The organism is Sphingomonas sp. (assembly GCF_017745215.1).
Lineage (GTDB): Bacteria > Pseudomonadota > Alphaproteobacteria > Sphingomonadales > Sphingomonadaceae > Sphingomonas.
Map to the genome: position 1 here is coordinate 92,906 of NZ_JAGHZV010000001.1, position 18,484 is coordinate 111,389.

At 69.2% G+C, this 18,484-nt stretch carries 17 protein-coding genes; 10 read left to right on the top strand and 7 right to left on the bottom strand.

The features are described from left to right. The first annotated feature begins 1 nt into the window (after position 1). Positions 2 to 433: a DUF5990 family protein gene (locus tag J7495_RS00515; RefSeq protein ID WP_294054106.1), complete on the top strand. Its 432-nt coding sequence runs from the start codon at positions 2 to 4 to the stop codon at positions 431 to 433. Here the strand turns inward: J7495_RS00515 and J7495_RS00520 are convergent. Both J7495_RS00520 and J7495_RS00525 read right to left on the bottom strand, forming a co-directional pair. Next, entirely contained in the window at positions 426 to 1,322 is an 897-nt protein-coding gene (locus J7495_RS00520) for a sulfite exporter TauE/SafE family protein (RefSeq protein WP_294054107.1), read from the bottom strand. The two genes, J7495_RS00515 and J7495_RS00520, sit on opposite strands and share 8 nt — an antisense overlap. A 119-nt stretch (positions 1,323 to 1,441) precedes the next feature. Further along, positions 1,442 to 2,602, bottom strand: a complete 1,161-nt coding sequence (locus tag J7495_RS00525) for a carbohydrate porin (RefSeq protein WP_294054108.1) — start codon at positions 2,600 to 2,602, stop codon at positions 1,442 to 1,444. A 326-nt stretch (positions 2,603 to 2,928) separates the two neighbouring features. Between J7495_RS00525 and J7495_RS00530 the strand changes: the two genes are divergently transcribed. After that, entirely contained in the window at positions 2,929 to 4,770 is a 1,842-nt protein-coding gene (locus tag J7495_RS00530; protein ID WP_294054109.1) for a HAMP domain-containing methyl-accepting chemotaxis protein, read from the top strand. A gap of 128 nt (positions 4,771 to 4,898) precedes the next feature. On the opposite strand, the gene J7495_RS00535 is transcribed toward J7495_RS00530, so the two are convergent. From J7495_RS00535 to J7495_RS00545, 3 genes are read right to left on the bottom strand one after another with little or no spacing between them, the layout of a single operon-like run. Beyond that, positions 4,899 to 5,231 carry a PilZ domain-containing protein gene (locus J7495_RS00535; RefSeq protein ID WP_294054110.1) on the bottom strand — a complete coding sequence of 111 codons (333 nt, stop codon included), beginning with the start codon at positions 5,229 to 5,231 and terminating at the stop codon, positions 4,899 to 4,901. A gap of 50 nt (positions 5,232 to 5,281) precedes the next feature. Then, positions 5,282 to 6,736 carry a glycerol-3-phosphate dehydrogenase gene (gene glpD / locus J7495_RS00540; protein ID WP_294054111.1) on the bottom strand — a complete coding sequence of 485 codons (1,455 nt, stop codon included), beginning with the start codon at positions 6,734 to 6,736 and terminating at the stop codon, positions 5,282 to 5,284. A gap of 37 nt (positions 6,737 to 6,773) precedes the next feature. Continuing rightward, positions 6,774 to 7,487 (bottom strand): carbonic anhydrase, encoded by a 714-nt coding sequence (locus J7495_RS00545; RefSeq protein WP_294054112.1) that lies wholly within the window; start codon positions 7,485 to 7,487, stop codon positions 6,774 to 6,776. Positions 7,488 to 7,599: 112 nt separating this feature from the next. Between J7495_RS00545 and rnr the strand changes: the two genes are divergently transcribed. The 3 genes from rnr to J7495_RS00560 are packed head-to-tail and all read left to right on the top strand — an operon-like array spanning position 7,600 to position 10,647. Continuing rightward, positions 7,600 to 9,900: a ribonuclease R gene (gene rnr / locus J7495_RS00550; RefSeq protein WP_294054113.1), complete on the top strand. Its 2,301-nt coding sequence runs from the start codon at positions 7,600 to 7,602 to the stop codon at positions 9,898 to 9,900. A gap of 57 nt (positions 9,901 to 9,957) precedes the next feature. Continuing rightward, positions 9,958 to 10,338, top strand: coding sequence for a hypothetical protein (locus J7495_RS00555; protein WP_294054114.1), 381 nt, complete (start codon positions 9,958 to 9,960; stop codon positions 10,336 to 10,338). A gap of 3 nt (positions 10,339 to 10,341) precedes the next feature. After that, positions 10,342 to 10,647: a hypothetical protein gene (locus tag J7495_RS00560; protein ID WP_294054115.1), complete on the top strand. Its 306-nt coding sequence runs from the start codon at positions 10,342 to 10,344 to the stop codon at positions 10,645 to 10,647. A gap of 256 nt (positions 10,648 to 10,903) precedes the next feature. On the opposite strand, the gene J7495_RS00565 is transcribed toward J7495_RS00560, so the two are convergent. Continuing rightward, complete coding sequence (locus J7495_RS00565; protein WP_294054116.1) at positions 10,904 to 12,067, bottom strand: saccharopine dehydrogenase NADP-binding domain-containing protein; 1,164 nt, start codon at positions 12,065 to 12,067, stop codon at positions 10,904 to 10,906. 342 nt (positions 12,068 to 12,409) lie between these two features. Here J7495_RS00565 and J7495_RS00570 point away from each other — a divergent pair, with 342 nt between their 5' ends. The 4 genes from J7495_RS00570 (at position 12,410) to J7495_RS00585 (ending at position 15,150) form a co-directional block, all read left to right on the top strand. Next, positions 12,410 to 13,807 carry an epoxide hydrolase family protein gene (locus J7495_RS00570; protein WP_294054117.1) on the top strand — a complete coding sequence of 466 codons (1,398 nt, stop codon included), beginning with the start codon at positions 12,410 to 12,412 and terminating at the stop codon, positions 13,805 to 13,807. Positions 13,808 to 13,916: 109 nt separating this feature from the next. Further along, the gene (locus tag J7495_RS00575; RefSeq protein ID WP_294054118.1) at positions 13,917 to 14,222 is read left to right on the top strand and encodes a hypothetical protein; all 306 of its coding nucleotides are present in this window, start codon (positions 13,917 to 13,919) and stop codon (positions 14,220 to 14,222) included. A gap of 50 nt (positions 14,223 to 14,272) precedes the next feature. Then, positions 14,273 to 14,578 carry a helix-turn-helix transcriptional regulator gene (locus tag J7495_RS00580; RefSeq protein ID WP_294054119.1) on the top strand — a complete coding sequence of 102 codons (306 nt, stop codon included), beginning with the start codon at positions 14,273 to 14,275 and terminating at the stop codon, positions 14,576 to 14,578. Beyond that, entirely contained in the window at positions 14,575 to 15,150 is a 576-nt protein-coding gene (locus J7495_RS00585; protein WP_294054120.1) for a hypothetical protein, read from the top strand. Before J7495_RS00580 ends, J7495_RS00585 begins: the two co-directional genes overlap by 4 nt. On the opposite strand, the gene J7495_RS00590 is transcribed toward J7495_RS00585, so the two are convergent. After that, entirely contained in the window at positions 15,134 to 16,927 is a 1,794-nt protein-coding gene (locus J7495_RS00590) for an ABC transporter transmembrane domain-containing protein (RefSeq protein WP_294054121.1), read from the bottom strand. The genes J7495_RS00585 and J7495_RS00590 overlap by 17 nt on opposite strands. Positions 16,928 to 17,237: 310 nt before the next feature. On the opposite strand from J7495_RS00590, the gene phaZ reads away from it, so the two are divergent. Beyond that, entirely contained in the window at positions 17,238 to 18,458 is a 1,221-nt protein-coding gene (phaZ, locus tag J7495_RS00595) for a polyhydroxyalkanoate depolymerase (protein ID WP_294054122.1), read from the top strand. Positions 18,459 to 18,484: the final 26 nt, after the last annotated feature.

Here is an 18,484-nt window from a genome sequence, read left to right on the forward strand (position 1 = left end):
CATGCCCCGGACCGATCAGACCGAGATCAAGCTGAGGATCGTCATCGAGCAGCCGGTGCCCGGCGTGCTCCACAGCCTCCAGTCGAAGGACGACGCGCCGCTCGACCCGAAGCGCTCGAAGGCGGGCGAGCCGCTGGCGTTCGAGTTTCCGGTCCGCATCGGGCCAGGGCCGAAGTTCTTCGGCGACCAGGTGCGGCGCGAAGGGTCCGAGCGGCGATTCGTCTATATCCGCATCGGCCAGTCGGCGGGCGATGCGGCCTCGCCCTGGTCGCGGCGGATGAAGATCGACATCCATGACATCGCGCAGGACCTGCTCGATCGCGCGATGCGCGGGGGCGTCATCGAGACGGTTGTGAACGGCACCGCCAAGGACGGAACGCCCGCCTGCGCGTCGCTCAAGCCGACGGGCCGGCGCTTCGTCGAGCTCAGCTGACCGGCAGGCCCCGCGTCAGCGCGACGATCGCGATGCCGAGCAGCAGCGTCCCCGCCGCGCCCGAGAGCAGCCGCGACGGCACGCGCCGCGCGAGCAGCGCGCCGAGCGGCGCCGCGGCGACGCCGCCCAGCAGCAACCCCAGCGTCGCGGTGGTGAAGGCGAGCGCGCCCATCGTCGCGATGAACATCAGCGAGACCGCGACCGTCACAAAGAACTCGCTCACGTCAACGGTGCCGACCACCTTGGCGGGATTGGTCCCCTGGATCAGCAGGTTTCCGGTGACGATCGGCCCCCAGGCGCCGCCGCCCGCCGCGTCGAGCAGCCCGCCGATAAAGCCGAGCGGCTGCACCAGCCGCGGCGCTGCCTCCGAGCGCGCGCGCCGCCGCCCGCGCCAGATCAGCGCCACGCCGATCAGCCCGAGATAGGCGAGCACGATCGGGCGCGTGAACGCCGCGTCCGCCACGGTGATGATCGTCACGCCGATCGCGCCGCCCAGGATGCCGGGCAACACCAGCTTGGCGAACAGTCGCCAGTCGACGTTGCGGTACCAGATGTGGCTCGCCGCCGAGGCGCCGCTGGCGAAGCCCTCGGCCGTATGGACGCTGCTCGTCGCGACCGCGGGGGGCTGGCCGAGCAGCAGCATCACCGCGTTGGAGATCACGCCGAACCCCATGCCGAGCGACCCGTCGATCAGCTGCGCGAGGAAGCCCGCCGCGGCGAAGGGGAGGAGCGTCACCAGGTCGAACTGCCAGAGCGAGGCATCGAGCCGGCCGTTGACCGCGACGCTGTAGACCAGCAGCGCGGCATAGCCGATCAGCAGCCAGCTGCAGATCACCCCCACGGCGATGACCTGGGCCGTGCTGACGTTGAGCGGGGTCGAGCGAGTCATCGTGTCTCCGGGCGAGAATCGGGGTCGCGTCGGATAATATACACTAAATCAGTGGGAATAAACTCCGGTCGCCACGGAATCGGTCCCGAAGCGGATTAAACCACGTCCGCGGAAAGAAGTCAGGGCTCGATCGTGATGCGGATGCCGCCCGCGACCATCGGCCGCGCGCCGCGATCGCCGCCGGGGGCGAGGACGAGCTGGAGGTCGGGCTGGAGCGTCAGCCACTTGGCCGGCTTGTCCGAATAGGTCAGCTCGAACGCCGTCTCGGCCCGCGCCGCACGCACGCCGCCATCCCGCAGGTTCGCGCGATACCCCGAGGCGACATAGCCCTGGTTCATGCCGAAGGAGAGCTGGCTGTCCGGCCGGCTCTCCCACAGCTTGGTGACGAGCACGCCCGCCTGCCAGCCGCCCTTGAACGGCGTGGTCTGGCCATCCGAGATGCCGAGCCGGACGAAGGCGGCGGCGGCGCGCGGCTTGTCGGGGTCGTTGAGCGGCTTCTCGGCGATCAGATAGGCGCCGTGCGCGTGGCGCTGGATCGGATCGCCCAAGCCGTCGACCTCGCGGACGTCGTCCTGGCGGTCGGTGTAGGTCCAGCCGCCGACGCCGAGCTTGCCGGCGTCGCCCTGGAAGCCGGCCTCGACGATCGCGAGCCCGCCGTTGCGGAAGTGGAAGTCGACCCCGCCGGGATCGCCGAGCGTCCCCGCCTTGGCGCCGAGCAGGGCGGCGCGGACGTAGCCCGCCTTGCCGACCTGGGTGTCGACGCGCACCGCAAGCGCGGTCGACGGAAAGATCGAGGGGCCGTTGGGCCCTGTCGCGGCAATCTCCGATCCCACGCCGAACGCCGGCGCGATCAGCAGCCCGGCGCTGTCGTTCGAATAGAATTCGCTGTTGAGATCGTAGAGTCCCACGCGCACGCTCGTGCGGCCGATCTTCTGCTCCACCCACGCCTCGAACAGGCGGAGGTGCGCATGCGCGACTTCGATGTTGTCGATACCCTGCAGCGTCGCGGCGGTGTCGTTCGGGCGGCCGCCGACATTGTCGAGCACATAGACGTGCACGCTGCCGCCCTGCCAGCCGGCGAGCTTGTCGAGGTCGGCGTCGGCGGTGAGGTCGAGGTTGTTGAGCCAATAGGCGCGCGCCTTGCCGGCCGGGGCGCTCGTGGCGATCGCGTCCATCGTCTCGACCGCGGCGAGCTCGATCGGCTTGTCGTCGTCCTCGGCGAGCGCCGGCGACGCGACGAAGCCGAGCAGCGAAACGGCAATGATGCGACAGATACGCATGGTAAACACCCTGACTATGGTCTTCGCTTCATAGAAGGCCGCCATGGTTAGCGGTGGATTCACCATCGGTTTTGCGTCGCGGCGCGGATGCACGACTTTCGGCTGCGCAACGAACGTCCTTTGCTTTCCGTGACTTGCCCGGAGCGGTTCGGAAGCCAGGGGTTTCCGGCGTTGCGGCGCCGGAACATTAAACGCTCCGTCGTTGCACGGAGCGCATTTGCCGCATCCTATAATGCAGCGAGCGGAGAGGCCCGGTGGCGGACCTCCCGGCAGTAGGGAACTCGCGTACAATGACTCTCGGATCGATCCAAGGCGCCGGCAAAGACGTGTCGCTCAATCGCGCCAGCCGGGTCGCCAGCTTCGCGCTGCTTGGGCTGATGCTGCTGTGCGGCCTCACCGGCATCGGCGCGGCCTGGCTCCAGAGCTCGGCGCTCAACGGCCAGAGCAAGGCGAGCGCGCTGCTCGCCAACCACGAAGAAGCCGACATGATGCACGATGCGATCCGCAGCGACGTGCTCGCCGCCTTCCAGGCGCAGGACCCCGCGAGCGGGATCAAGCGCGCCGACGTCGAAGCCGATTTCAAGGAGCATCTCGACACGCTGCGCAAGCGCATCGCGGCCGACGGCGAGTATACCGGCTCGGCCGAAGTCGCAGCGGTGACGTCCAAGCTCGTCGAGCCGATGAACGGCTATGCCGACGGCGCCAAGGCGATCATGGAGCAGATCTGGCAGGACCCGATCGCCGCCAAGAGCCACCTCAACGAATTCTTCGCGGTCTTCCGCACGCTCGAGACGTCGATGGCCGAAGCCACCGACGCCATCACCAGCAACGCCGAGAAGTCGACGGCGCAGGCCGAGCTGATCGGCCGCATCGCGATGGGCCTGCTGCTGGTCACGCTGCTCGCGGGCATCGCGGGCACCGTCACGCTGATCCGCCTCGTGCGCAGCCGCGTGATCCAGCCGATCGAATCGCTCGCCGGCACGATGCGCAAGCTCGGCAGCGGCGACCTCAACGCCGACGTCACCGGCGCCGATCGCGGCGACGAGCTCGGCGACATGGCCAAGGCGATGCTCGCCTTCCGCGACCAGCTCGCCGCGGCCGAGGCCGCCAAGCAGGCGCAGGTGCAGCAGATCGTCACCGGCTTCGGCGCCGCGCTCGGCCAGCTCGCCGGCGGTGACCTCACCGCGCGGATCGATGCCGAGATGTCGGGCCCCTTCGCGCGGCTCAAGAGCGACTTCAACGACGCGGCGACCAGCCTGCGCGACCTGATCGGATCGGTCACCGAGCGCGCGGGCAACATTCGCCAGGGCTCGAGCGAGATCGCCCAGGCCAGCGAGGACCTCGCGCGCCGCACCGAGACCAATGCCTCGAACCTCGAGCGCGCCGCCAATGCGCTGCGCGAGATCGACGAGCGCATCAAGGCGACCGCGCGCGCCTCGGCCACCACGGTCGAGCGTGCGGACCGCACCATCTCAGTGGTCGGCACCGGCCGCTCGCTCGCCGGAGAGGCCGTCGACTCGATGAGCCGCGTCTCGGCGAGCGCCGAAGGCATCGATGCGGTGATCGAGGGCCTCGACAAGATCGCGTTCCAGACGCGCGTGCTTGCGATGAACGCCGCGGTCGAGGCTGGTCGCGCCGGCGAGGCGGGCCGCGGCTTCGCGGTCGTCGCCGACCTTGTCTCGGCACTCGCGATGCGCGCCGAGGAGGAATCGAAGCGCGCCCGCGACCAGCTCACCGTCACCCAGGCCGACATCGTCAGCGCGGTGGAAGCCGTGCGCAACGTCGACGGCGCCTTCGCCGACATCTCGTCGAACGTCGACGAGGTCCATGCGCTGCTCGAGCGGATGGCGAGCGACAACCAGGCACAGTCGACCGCGATCTCCGAGCTCAACACCACCGTCACGACAATGGACCAGTCGACGCAGCAGAACGCTGCGATGGTCGAGGAGACTTCGGCGGCCGCGCGCAATCTCACCGACGAGGCGCAGCAGCTCGACAGCGAGGCCGGCCAGTTCCGCGTCGGCAACGCCCAGCGCCGCGCTTCGCCCGCGCCTGCGCCGCGGGCTGCCAAGCTGCCCGACCTTTCGGCGCGCGCGGTTCGCCCGCTGCCGACCGCGGCGGTGACTGCGCTGACGCCGCCCGCGGCGGACGACTGGACCAGCTTCTGAAATTTGCCCGGGCCGGGCGCCCCGCCGTGATCCGGCGAGTGCGCCCGGCCATCCTCTCACTTCGTTAGCCCCTCCCCTTCAGGGGAGGGGCTTGCATGCTCCAGCGTTCAACCTGATCGAAGCCGAGGCTAACTCGGCAGGCGGGTGAGCTCGCGCATCAGCTCGCGTGAAATCGGTTCGGCGAAGCGGCAGCCGATCTGCTCGCCGTCGTTCCACACCACGGTGGCGGGAACGGCGACCTCGCCTTCGAAGCTCAGCCAGAGATTCGTGCCTTCGTCATGGCGCGCGCGGCAGATCAGCCGGCAGCCATAGACCGAGACGTCGTGGAGCTGGGCCGAGGTCGCGCGGCCGCCGCGGCGCTGCACCGTCGCGGACTTGAGCAGCACCAGCCGCCGCGGGGCGCCGCGCAACTCGATCGAAGCGGGTGCGACGGTGCGATAGGCCGTCAATCTGGTCGCCATCCTACCCCCAATCCTGGGGGCAAGTTGAACATCAAAGACTTACAGCTCGCTTAAACGCCGTCGTTAACGGCAAGCGCGGCGCTAACCTTCCTGGCATCCGCGCCGTGGAGCCCCAGCTTGCTGCGCCGCCAGAGCACGTCCTCAGCATCGCGAGCCCATTCGCGGTCGCGCATCCAGCGGACTTCGAGCTCGGTCAGGCCCGCGCCCAGGTCCGCGCCGAGGCCCGCTTCATCCTCGACGCTTTCGAGCATCTCGCCGAGCCGGTCGCCATAGGCGTGCGCCATCCGCCGCGCGCGCGCCGCGCCAAGGAAGGGCCAGCGCGCCTCGATTTCGCGGAGAAAGGCCTCGAAGTCCGCGATCGCGCCACCGGGGAAGACGCGTGCGCGGGTGCGCGGCGTCGGTTCGACGCTGAGTAAAGGTCCAATCTTCTCAATTGCTTCCTCGGCGAGTGCGCGCGCCGTGGTGATCTTGCCGCCGAACACCGAGAGCAGCGGTGGGCCCGCATGATCGACTTCGAGCAGATAGTCGCGCGTCACCGATTGCGCCTTGGCGGAGCCGTCGTCGTGCAGCGGGCGCACGCCCGACCAGCGCCAGGCGACGTCGTCGGGCGCGACCTGGCGCACGAAATAACGGTTCGCAGCAGCGCAGAGATAATCGACTTCCTCTTGCGAACAGTTCGCATCTTCGGGGTGTTCGACCGCGATGTCGGTGGTGCCGATCTCGGTGAATCCGTCCTCATAAGGGATTGCAAACACGATCCTTCTGTCCGGCTGCTGGAAGATATAGGCATGGTCGCTGTCGAACAGCCGCGGCACCACGATGTGGCTGCCTTTCACCAGACGGACTTGCGAACGAGTCGCAACTTCGAGCTTATCGAGAATAATTCGCACCCACGGGCCGGCGGCGTTGGCCAGCGCGCGCGCCTCGACCGCGCGTCCGTCGGACAATTCGGCACGCCAGAGCCCGTTTTCGCGGCGCGCCGACAGCAATTCGGTCCGCGTCGCGATTTCCGCCCCGTTCGCGGCGGCGTCGAGCGCGTTCGCCAGCGTCAGCCGCGCATCGTCGACCCGGGCGTCCGAATAGACGAAGCCGCGATGATCGCCCGACAGCGGATCGGCGAACGCCATATCGCTCGCGCGCAGGCCCCGCGAGCGCGGCAGCGAGGATCTGCCGGCGAGCAGGTCGTAGAGCAGCAGTCCCGCGCGCACCATCCACCAGGGCCTCAGCGCATGCGCATGCGGCAGCACGAAGGTGAGCGGGCGGATCAGGTGCGGTGCCGCCGCGAGCATCCGCTCGCGCTCGTGCAACGCCTCGCGCACCAGGCGGAACTCAAAGGTCTCAAGATAGCGCAGCCCGCCGTGGATCAGCTTGGTCGAGGCCGAGCTGGTGTGGCTGGCGAGGTCGTCCTTCTCGACGAGCAGCACCTTCAGGCCGTTCAGCGCTGCCTCGCGTGCGATCGCGCAGCCGTTGATCCCGCCGCCGATGATCAGGAGGTCGTACGCCACCTGCACGGCATAGCGGGCGCCCCGGCGTTGCGGAAGCTCAGCTCGCGCGTTGCGGCGCCCAGTTCACCTTGCCCGTCTCTAGGTCGTAGATCGCCGGCACGATCTTGAGGTGACCGTCCTCCAGCTTGGGATGGAGCACCGGCTGGTTCGGGTCCTTGAGAGTGTCGGTCACCCGGAAGACGTTCTCGATCGTGGTGGCGTCGGTCCAGGTGGCGCTGCCGCGGCGCGTACGCGTCCAGACAGCGGCGGAAACGAGCGGCAGCACCATGCCTTCCAGGCTGCCCGGAAGCGGCTTGCCGGTCTCGGCGATTCCCGTCGCCGCTTCGGCCGCGCCGCATCTGGTGTGGCCGAGCACGACGATCAGCGGCACGCAGACGTTGCCCACGGCATATTCGAGGCTGCCGAGCGCCTGCGGGTTGGCGACGGTGGTGCCGGCGTTGCGCACGACGAACAGTTCGCCGAGCCCGGCCTGGAAGACCTGCTCGGGCGCGGCGCGGCTGTCCGAGCAGCAGAGGATCGCCGCGAAGGGCGTCTGCTTCACCGCGATCGTCCGGCGGCGCGTGTCGCTCATGTCATAGTCGCGCGGCTTCGCGTTGTTGGCGAAATAGTCGTTTCCTTTCCGAAGCTTGTCGAGCGCTTCGTCGGGTGTGCACGGCGGTTCGCAATCCGCCGCCCGGCCTCGCGCCGGAAGCATTGCCGTCAGCGCGAGCGTGCTGCCCGCCCCGATCAGCGATCGTCTGGAAACCTGCATCGCACTCCCCCTCGAGCGCCGCCTTTGTCCCCGCGCCTTATATGCGAATCGTTGCAGGCTCGCCACGAGATGGAGTTGGATTGGACGCAATTTATCCCTATCTCGGGGCCCAATGACAAAAGCAAAACAGCAAGCAGGGCTGCCCACGCGGCAGCAGATCATCGATTTCATCACCAACGCAGACACTCCGGCCGGCAAGCGCGAGATTGCGCGCGCCTTCGGGCTCCACGGCCAGGAGAAGATCGCGCTCAAGGCGCTGCTCAAGGACATGGCCGACGAAGGCCTGATCGACAGCGCCCCCGGCCGCGCCTTCCACAAGATGGGCGGGCTCCCCAAGGTCACCGTGCTCCGCGTCACCGATGCCGACGGCGACACCGTCTGGGCGGTGCCCGAGCGCTGGGAGGCCGAGGGCGTCCCCGTGCCTAGGCTGCGCGTCCGCGAGCGCGGCAAGCGCTCGACGCTGGCGCCGGGCGACCGCATCCTCGCGCGCACCGAGGAGGCGGGGAAGGGCTGGATCGCCCATCCCATGAAGAAGCTCGCGCGCGGCGAGGCGCTGATGCTCGGCGTGCTCCATGCCGAGGGCGGCAAGCTCTGGCTCAAGGGCGTCGAGAAGAAGGAGCGGCGCGACTTCCTCGTCTCGGATGCAGGCGGCGCCGAGCCGGGCGACCTCGTCCTCGCCGAGAAGACCGGCCGCCCGCCGCGGATCACCGCCAAGGTCACCGAACGGCTCGGCGATCCCTTCGCGCCGCGCAGCTTCTCGCTGATCGCGATCCACAAGCACGGCATCCCCGACGTCTTTTCGGACGACACGATCGACGAAGCGAAGCAGGTCGCCAAGCAGCCGCTCGGCATGGACCGCGAGGACCTTCGCCACTTGCCGATCGTCGCGATCGATCCCGCCGACGCGCGCGACCATGACGACGCCGTCTGGGCCGCGCCCGACGACGACGCCAGGAATCCCGGCGGCTGGAAGGCGATCGTCGCGATCGCCGACGTGAGCTTCTACGTCCGCCCCGGCTCGGCGCTCGACCGCGAGGCACGGCGGCGCGGCAATTCGGTCTATTTCCCCGACCGCGTCGTGCCGATGCTGCCCGAGCTGCTCTCGGCCGACGTCTGCTCGCTGAAGGAAGGGCAGGACCGCGCGGCGCTGGTCTGTCATCTCCAGGTCTCGGCCAAAGGCGAGCTCAAGAGCTGGCGCTTCACGCGCGCGGTGATCCGCGTCGCGGCGAACATCGCCTATGAAGATGCGCAAGCGGCGATCGAGCGGGTCCGCGAGCCGCGCACCGACGTCGCTTCGTCGCCCTGCTCGCTCGACGAGCGCGACCTGGGCGCGCCGCCGGTCGATCCCGAGTTGGTGCGCACCGCGCTGCTGCCGCTCTGGGGCTGCTGGGAAGCGCTGAGCGCCGCGCGTGCCAAGCGCGAGCCGCTCGACCTCGACCTTCCCGAACGCCGCGTGGTGCTCGACGAGAGGGGACGCATCCTCTCGGTCGCCCCGCGCGAGCGGCTCGACGCGCACAAGCTGATCGAGGATTACATGATCGCGGCCAACGTCGCCGCGGCCAAGGCGCTGGAATCGAAGAAGGCGCCGGTGATGTACCGCATCCACGAGCCGCCCGCGCGCGAGAAGCTCGCGGCGCTCAGGGACTATCTCAAGACCTTTGGCGTCGAGTTCGCGCTGGGCCAGGTGATCCGCCCCGCGACCTTCAACCACATCCTCAAGCGCGTCGGCGAGGCCGACTACCGCGAGGAGGTGATGCAGCAGGTGCTGCGGACCCAGACCCAGGCCTACTACGGCCCCCAGAACGCCGGCCATTTCGGGCTGGCGCTCGGCAGCTATGCGCACTTCACCTCGCCGATCCGGCGCTACGCCGACCTCGTCGTCCACCGTGCGCTCACCGAGGCGTACAAGCTCGGCTCCGGCGGGCTCACCGCCGAGGAGGCCGGCTCGATGGAGCGGATCGGCGAGTCGATCTCGAGCCTCGAACGCCGCGCGATGGAGGCCGAACGCGAGACCGTCGACCGCTATGTCGCCGCCTATCTGTCGGACCATGTCGGCCAGGTGATGCCGGCGCGGATCACCGGCGTGCAGAGCTTCGGCTTCTTCGCGACGGTGGACGGCGTCGGCGGCGACGGGCTGGTGCCCGCGCGCGACCTCGGCACCGAATATTTCCGCTACGACGAAGCGGGCCAGCGGCTGGTCGGCGAAGCGAGCGGCGAGGAGTTCGCGCTGGGCCAGCGGCTCGAGCTCAGGCTGGTCGAGGCCAATCCGGTCTCGGGCGCGCTCCGTTTCGAACTGCCCGACGGCAAGGGCAGCGCCGGCGGCAGTCCCCGCCCGCGCGGCCCCAAGGGGCCCAAGCGCGTGATCAAGCGCCGTGGCCGCCCGGCGAACATCCGCCATCAGGGCCGCAAGTGATTTGACGCCGCCCGGCGCCGGCCGCATGCTGGCGCCATGGTTCTCGGGGGAGTTCAAATGTCGTTGATTCGCTTGCTCGCGCCGCTCGCGCTCCTGCTCACGCCTGCTGTCGCGCTGGCGCAGGACGCCAACCAGACGCCCACCCAGGCCGTGGCGCAGGGGATGCAGCCGCTGGTCGGCCAGATGTTCGAGGGCGGGATCAAGATCCATGCGGTCGCCGCCGAGAGCGACGTGCTCGTCGTCACCGTCGACGCGACCCAGGGCTGGAGCGGCCTGTCGCGCGATGAGGCGGTCCAGTCCTTCCTCGGCGGCTTCTGCGGCGGAAGCGACAACAGCGACTTCTTCAAGGCCAATGGCCTTCGGATCGACACGCTCGATCGCGGCGCGAGCCTGACGAAGGGCCAAGTGCTCCGCGCCTGCCCGCCCAAGGCGAAATAAGCGATGGCGACCGCCGCCGCAGCAGCCGGTGCCGCGCGGGCTCGCCGGCAGATCATCGCCTATTTTCACGCGACGCATGCGATCGGCGCCGAGGATGCGGTCGCCTATCAGCCGCAGCGCTTCGTCGAGCAGCGCGTGTTCGACCGGATGCTTCGCTCCGGCGTGGTGCGCCAGGCGGGCGAGGGACGCTACTGGCTAGACCTCGACGCGCTGAGGGCCGAGGAGGAGCGGCGCCGGCGAATCATGGTGCCGGTGCTGATCGCGGTCAGCGTGGCGATGGCGGTGATCCTGGTGTTGTTCTACCGCTAGGGTCGATCGAAGTTCGGCCGGCGTTGCCGAGTCGCTGCGTGCTCGACGGCCCAAGAGTCACAAGAGTCACAACCCGTCGCCGGGATTCCAGTGCCTGATTGCTGCCAGGTTCAAAGAGCGGCCGGATTGTTCCAGCCGCGCCAGCCAAGCAGGCGAAATCCTACATTGCAAGCCGGGCTGTCCGGACGCCGTTTCGCCGACGGAGTCTCCGGCGTCGTCGCCTGGCATCGCGCTCCCCAAGGCCGATCCGGCCTGATCACTCGACCGAGAAACGCAGCCCCGCCTTGGCCTCGAGCCGCTTCACCAGCGGCGGCGCCATGATCGCACCCGGGGTGAACACCCCGCCCGGCCCCGAGACCTCCTCGACCAGGCAGAGCGCCGCCTCGGCGATCATCTTGCTCGTCGAACCATAGCCCGGGTCGCGATCGCCGGTGACGGTAGCAGTCACGCGCTTGCCGTCGGGCATCTCGGCGACGAAGAGAATCTCGTAGAGCCCCGCCTCGCGCTCTTCCTTGGTCGGGCCTTCGCCCGGCTTGGGGCCGCCGTCGCCCTGGCCGATCTGGGGCAGCCTGGCGATCGCTTCCGCCGCGGCCTTGCCGAGCTCGCCCAGGCCCGGGGCGATCATCATCTCGTCATACTGGAAGTCGGTGCCATAGGGATGGCCGGCCAGCGCATTGGTGCGATGGACGTTCTTGGTGTTGATCACCGCCATCACGAAGGGCGCGACCCAGGCGCCGACTGCCTCGTCATAATGGGGCAGCGCGCCATTGGGCTGGTGCGGGCCGGCGAAGCCCGGCGTGAGCGCGAAGGGATCGAGCAGCAGCTTGAGGATCGAGGGATCGCGCGCCGCCGCGGCCATGCTCGCCTTGGCGCTCGCCGCGGTGCCGCCCGAGAAGGTGCCCTTCATCTGCTTGATCCGGCCGCGGACGCGCGGCGCCGGCGCGCCGAACCGCTCGATCGCCGCCTGTTCGGCCACCCAGACGCCGAGGTCGAAGGGGATCGAATCGAAGCCGCAGGAGAAGACGATCCGCGCGCCGCTCGCCCTGGCCGCGGCGTCGTATTTGTCGATCATCTGGCGCATCCACGCCGGCTCGCCGCAGAGGTCGACATAGCCGGTGCCCGCTTCGACGCAGGCGGCAAGGATCGGCTCGCCGTAGAGCTGGTACGGCCCGACGGTGGTGATGACGCAGCGCGTTCGCCCCACGAGCGCGAGCAGCGCGGCGGGATCGTCGGCATTAGCAGTGAGCAGGGGGATGTCGGCGGGCGCGCCGATCTCGTCGCGGACCTGCTGGAGCTTGGTGAGCGAGCGCCCCGCCATCGCCCACTTCAGGCCGCCCGGATAGGTCGCGGCGAGATATTCGGCGACGAGGCGGCCGGTATAGCCGGTGGCGCCATAGACGATGATGTCGAACTCAGCCATTGCGGCCCCTCTCCCGTGGTTGGAGAGGGCATACCCGAAATTCTAAATTTCACAACGCCGAGTCGCGCTGTTGGCGAAGCGGCGTTCTTCGGCGGTGGGATTCACAAGCCTATCCCTAGATATGGTCGCGCCAGCCCAATGGCCGCCTCCGCTTGCAAGCCAGGCTGCTAAGACCGGCGGCGGCGACATCCCGCGGGCATCGGGCAGCCATCGATCCAGACAGCGCGACTCCCGCCCGCCCGATGCCGCCGGTCTCGATGTTCGAGCCAGTGACGTGCGTCTCGGTCCACGGATGCGGACGGCCGTTCCCCCAGTCGCCCGCCAACAGGAAGGAACGATGGGATGAACACACGCAATGCCAGGAAGCTGGTCGGTCTGCTCGCCGCCACGGTTGCCTTCTACGTCCCCGCCCAGGCCTTCGCGGCGCCCGGCGGCGAAACCGGTCACGGCGCGGCCACCGCCGAGCGCTCAGGCACCACCGCGACGCGGCACCAGCCCGGCGCGAGCACGCCGGCGATCCCGCTCGGCGCCGATTCCGCGACGCTCGGCCAGCCCGACGACGACAGCGCGATCCGCCCCTTCAGCTTCCACGCCCCCGACGAAGCGCTCGCCGACCTCCGTAGCCGCATCCGCGCGACCAAATGGCCCGAGCGCGAGACGGTGAGCGATCCCAGCCAGGGCGTCCAGCTCGCGACGCTCCAGAAGCTCGCGGCCTATTGGGGCAGCAAGGACTATGACTGGCGCAAGGCCGAGGCGCGGCTGAACGCGCTGCCGCAGTTCACCACCCGGATCGACGGGCTCAACATCCACTTCATCCACGTCCGCTCGAAGGTGAAGGGCGCGCTGCCGGTGATCATCACCCATGGCTGGCCGGGATCGATCCTCGAGCAGATCAAGATCATCGACCTGCTCACCAACCCCATGGCGCACGGCGGCACCGAGGCTGACGCGTTCGACGTGATCATCCCCTCGCTCCCCGGCTACGGCTTCTCGGAGAAGCCGGGCGCGACCGGCTGGGACCCGCAGCGCGTCGCGCGCGCCTGGGTCGTGCTGATGCAGCGGCTCGGCTACACGCGCTACGTCGCGCAGGGCGGCGACTGGGGCAATGCGGTGACCGAGCAGATGGCGCTGCTCCAGCCGCCGGGGCTGATCGGCATCCACACCAACATGCCGGCGACCTTGCCCGACGCGGTGTCGACCGCGCTCCAGTTCGGCCAGCCGGCGCCCGCCGGGCTCTCGGCCGAGGAGAAGGCGGCGTGGGACCAGCTCGACTATTTCTACAAGCACGGCCTCGGCTATGCGCAGGAAATGGCGAACCGCCCGCAGACGCTCTATGCGATCGCGGATTCGCCGGTGGGTCTCGCCGCCTGGATGATCGACCATGACGAGCGCAGCTACGAGCTGATCGCGCGCGTGTTCGACGGCCAGCCGGAAGGGCTGACGCGCGACGACATCCTCGACAACATCACGCTCTACTGGCTGACCAACACCGCGGTCTCCTCGGCGCGGCTCTATTGGGAGAGCAAGCTGGCGTTCTTCGCGCCCAAGGGGATCCAGATCCCGGTGGCGCTCAGCATCTATCCCGACGAGCTCTATTCGGCGCCGCGCAGCTGGGCGGAAAAGGCCTATCCCAAGCTGATCTACTACAACCGGCTGCCCAAGGGCGGGCATTTCGCCGCCTGGGAGCAGCCAGACTTTTTCGCCTCGGAGCTGCGCAACGCCTTCCGCTCGTTGCGCTGATCGACGGAGAAGGGGAAGGGGCGGCGCTTGCCCGCCGCCCTTGCATCGCTCGCGGCGGATATCCCGCGCAGCGATCCGGTTCTATGACCGTCGCGCTACGGAGAAGGCGATGGTCTGGGACTTGCGGCGCGCGCTGCTGAAGAAGGAAGAGGTCGAGTCCGCGCGGCTGATGGACTTCGAGTTCCGCCTGCGCGCGCGGTCGCTCCGGACGCTGGGCGAGGCGCTGGGGCTCCATTCCGCCGAACTGGCGCGGCGCAGCGTGGTCGAGTCCGACGCGGCGATCCTCCAGGCACTGTCCGACGAGGGCAGGGGATCGGTGGAGACGCTCGCCGCGACGCTTGCGGAGTGCCGCGAGGCGGTGCGGCGCGAGCTGATCGCCGAGCGCGGGGATCCGACACCAAACCGGTTGGCATAGCGACCCGGGTGGTCGCTTGACGATAAATTCTACATATGTAGAGTTAACACATGCCACGCGCTTCCCGTCGATTCTCGCCCCAGACGCTGATCGTGCTCGAGCTGCTTGCCCGAGCGGGTGGCGAATGGACCTATGGCCTGGAAATCGCCCGCGCCACGGGGCTCAAGTCCGGCAGCCTCTATCCGATCCTCGTGCGGCTCGCGGAGCGCGGCCTGCTCGAGAGCAGCTGGCAGGACTCGGAGATGCCCGGGCGACCGCGGCGCCACGCCTATCGCATCACCGCCGCCGGCCGGACGGCGTTGCGCGAGGTTGCGCAGCCCGGTTCGCCAGCGGTGCTTCGGGAGGCGCTGCGATGAACGCGACTCCCCTGGCCGACTGGCTGATGCGATGCGTCGCCGCACGGCCCGCGCCGGGCAAGGCCGACTGGGCCGAGGCGATGGCACAGGAATATGCGCTGCTCGAGAGCGGGCGGCTGGGGTGGGCAATCGGTTGCATGGAGGCGACGATGGTGTGGAACCTGCGCGAGAATGCGGTCTATCTGCTGGTGCTGGTGGCGCTGCCGCTGCTGCTCTATTGGATCGACACGCAGCTGTTCACGGTGTTCGCGATGCACAACCGCGAGCTGCTGATATGGAGCGTGCGCGAAGGACTGGCGCCGTCGCTGCTGCTGCCCTTGCCGTTCGCGGTGGCGCTCGGCGCCTGGCGGCCGGATCGGATCGTGACGACCACGCTGCTGGGCGGGCTGTTGCTCCACCAGATCGGCAATTCGATCTACAACAGCCTGGCGATGGATACGCCCTTCCTCAGCTGGTGGGGCCCGCAGGCGACGCTCTACATGGCGCCGCCGCTGATCGGGCTGATCGCGTCGCTCTCGGTCTGGTATTGGGGCGGGATGCTCGGCCGGCGGCTGGCTATGCGGCTTCGTTGAACTGGAGCGACGCCAGCCGGGCGTAGAGCCCGCCGCGCGCGACGAGTTCGGCGTGGGTGCCGGTCTCGACGATGCGGCCTTCGTCCATCACGATGATCCGCCCGGCCGCGCGCACGGTGGCGAGGCGGTGCGCGATCACCAGCGTGGTGCGGTTCGCCATCAGCCGGTCGAGCGCGTCCTGGACGAGGCGCTCGCTCTCGGCATCGAGCGCCGACGTGGCTTCGTCGAGCAGCAGGATCGGCGCGTCGCGGAGGAGCGCGCGCGCGATCGCGATGCGCTGGCGCTGTCCGCCCGAGAGCCGCGCGCCTGCCTCGCCGAGGAAGGTGTCGAGCCCCTGCGGCAGGTCGCGCAGGAACTCGGCGGCATTGGCGGCCTCGGCGGCGGCCCAGATCGCGTCGTCGGGCGCGTCCCAGCGGCCGTAGCGCAGGTTGTCGCGCGCCGAGGCGGCGAAGATCACTGTCTCCTGCGGCACGATCGCCATGCGCGCGCGGACCTCGGCCGGGTCGGCGGCGCGGACGTCGACGCCGTCGACGCGGATCGCGCCCTGCTCGGGGTCGTAGAAGCGCTGGGCGAGCTGGAACAAGGTCGACTTGCCCGCGCCCGAGGGGCCGACCACCGCGACGGTCTCGCCCGGGCGCACCTCGAGCGAGAAGTCGGCGAGGGCCGAGACTTCGGGGCGCGTGGGATAGTGGAAGGTCACCTGGTCGAAGGCGATCGAGCCGAGCGGCGGCTGGGGCAGCGCGACGGGGTTGGCCGGGGCCGCGATGTCGGGCTCCTCGCGCAGCATCTCGGCGAGCCGGCTCGCGGCGCCCGAGGCGCGGAGCAGGTCGCCATAGACTTCGGTGAGCGCGCCGAACGAGCCCGCGACGAGCCCCGCGGTGATCACGAAGGCGATCACCGATCCGCCCGAGATCCGCCCCTGCGCCACGCCCGCGACGGCGTCCCAGACGATCAGCACCAGCGCAGTGAACAGCAGCCAGATCACCAGCGCAGTCATCACCGCGCGCAGCGAGAAGCGGCGCTGGCTCGCGGCGAAGGTCTGCGCGACGGCCTGGTCGAACCGCTCGGCCTCGCGCTTCTCCTGCCCGAAGGCCTGGACGATGCGCATCGCGCTGAAGGTCTCGGACGCGAGCGATCCAATGCTCGCCACCTTGTCCTGGCTGTTGCGCGAGAGCTGGCGGACGCGGCCGCCGAGCCACATGATCGGCAGCACCGCGGCAGGGATGCCGACGATGAGGTAGACCGCCAGCCGCGCGTCGAGCCAGAACATGTAGAAGACCCCGCCCGCGCCGGTGAGCAGGTTCCTGAGCGCGATCGAGACAGTGCTGCCGACGACCTGCTCGACCACCGCGGTGTCCGAGGTGAGGCGCGAGGCGATCTCCGAGGGGCGGTTCTCCTCGAACCATTTGGGCGGCAGCCGCAGCAGGTTGCGCTGCACCGCGAGGCGCATGTCGGCGACAGTGCGCTCGCCGATCCAGGAGACGAAGTAGAAGCGAACCGCGGTCGCCAGCGCGAGGACGACGACGACGAGCAGCAGGCGCTCGAAATAGCGGCTGATCGTGCCCGGGTCGGCGTGCTCGGCGAAGCCCTTGTCGGCGATCAGCTTGAACATCGCGGGCACGTAGAGCGTCGCGACCGAGGAGAGGGTGAGCGCGAGCGTCGCGAGCGTCAGGTGCAGCGGATAGCGGCGGGTGAAATTCCAGATCACCAGCAGGTTGCTGAGCTTGCGCTTGGGCGGCGCGGGCGCGTCGGGCGCGGGCAGTGCTTCTTCGGCCATGGCTGGGGCGGACCTAGCGCGGAAGCGCGGGCGATGGAACTGGCCATTCGTGCCCGGAACGAGATGCTGGTACGCCGCCGCGCCGATGGTGCGCCGCACGCATACCCGCCCCGCCAATTTCGTGCCGAAATGCGACGTGTCGCGCGGCCCGCGCCCGGCGACTCGCGAAGAAACAGGGGCTTCGCATCGCCATACCCAAATCGGGAACTACCGGACCCCCACGTAGAGCTACGGCGTTGCGCCGCACAACGCGGGCGCTATATGTCCCAGACCGCCGCCGTGCGAGGGGGGTGACGGTGGAAGGAAACCGATGCTCTACGATGCCTATGAGATCCAGCGTTCCTGGCTGGCCGGCGCCAGCGCCATCGCCAACATCAGCGCGGGGCTGCTGAACAATCCCTCCAATCCCTTCGCCTATTTCGGCGGCGGCTCGGTGCTCGCCTCGGCGCTCGAAGTCTTCGCGCACGCCTCGGCGCCGCGCGGCAAGCCCGAGTTCGGCATCACCAAGGTGACCGTCGACGGCCGCGAGGTCGAGGTCCAGGAGCAGATCGAGGCGCGCAAGCCCTTCGGCCAGCTGCGCCACTTCGTGCGCAAGGGCGTCGAGGGCGGCCCCAGGCTGCTGATCGTGGCACCGATGTCCGGCCACTATGCCACGCTGCTGCGCGGCACCGTCGAGCGCATGCTGTCGAGCGCCGACGTCTACATCACCGACTGGCGCGACGCGAAGCTGGCGCCGCTGAGCGCGGGCCGCTTCGACCTCGACGACTATATCGACTATATCACCGGCTTCCTCGAGCATATCGGCCCGGGCGCGCACATGCTCGCGGTCTGCCAGCCGTCGGTGCCGTGCTATGCCGCAGTCGCGCTGATGAGCGCGGACAACCACCCGGCGCTGCCGCGCACGCTCACCATGATGGGCGGCCCGATCGACACGCGCGAGGCGCCGACCGCAGTCAACACGCTCGCGACCGAGCGGCCGCACGCCTGGTTCGAGCAGAATGTCATCGCGACGGTACCGGCGACCTATCCGGGCGCGGGGCGCAAGGTCTATCCGGGCTTCCTCCAGCTCGCCGGCTTCATGACGATGAACCTCGGCGACCACATGATCAGCCATTGGGAGATGTTCAAGCATCTCGTGGCCGGCGACGACGAGAGCGCCGAATCGACGATGGCCTTCTACGAGGAATATCGCTCGGTCTGCGACATGACTGCGGAGTTCTACCTCCAGACGATCGCCACGGTGTTCCAGCGCCACGCGCTGCCCAAGGGCGAGATGACTCACCGCGGGCGCGCAGTCGATCCGGCGGCGATCACCAAGGTGGGGCTGCTCGCGATCGAAGGCGAGCGGGACGACATCTCAGGCATCGGCCAGACCAAGGCAGCGCTGACGCTCGCGACAGCGCTTCCGGAAGCCGACAAGCGCTACCTGCTCGCCGAGGGCGTGGGGCATTACGGCATCTTCAACGGCTCCAAGTGGCGCGGGCGCATCGCGCCGGTGGTGGAGCAGTGGATCGCCTCGCACGGGGGGTGAGGGTTCTCCCGACCCTTTTCGAAGCC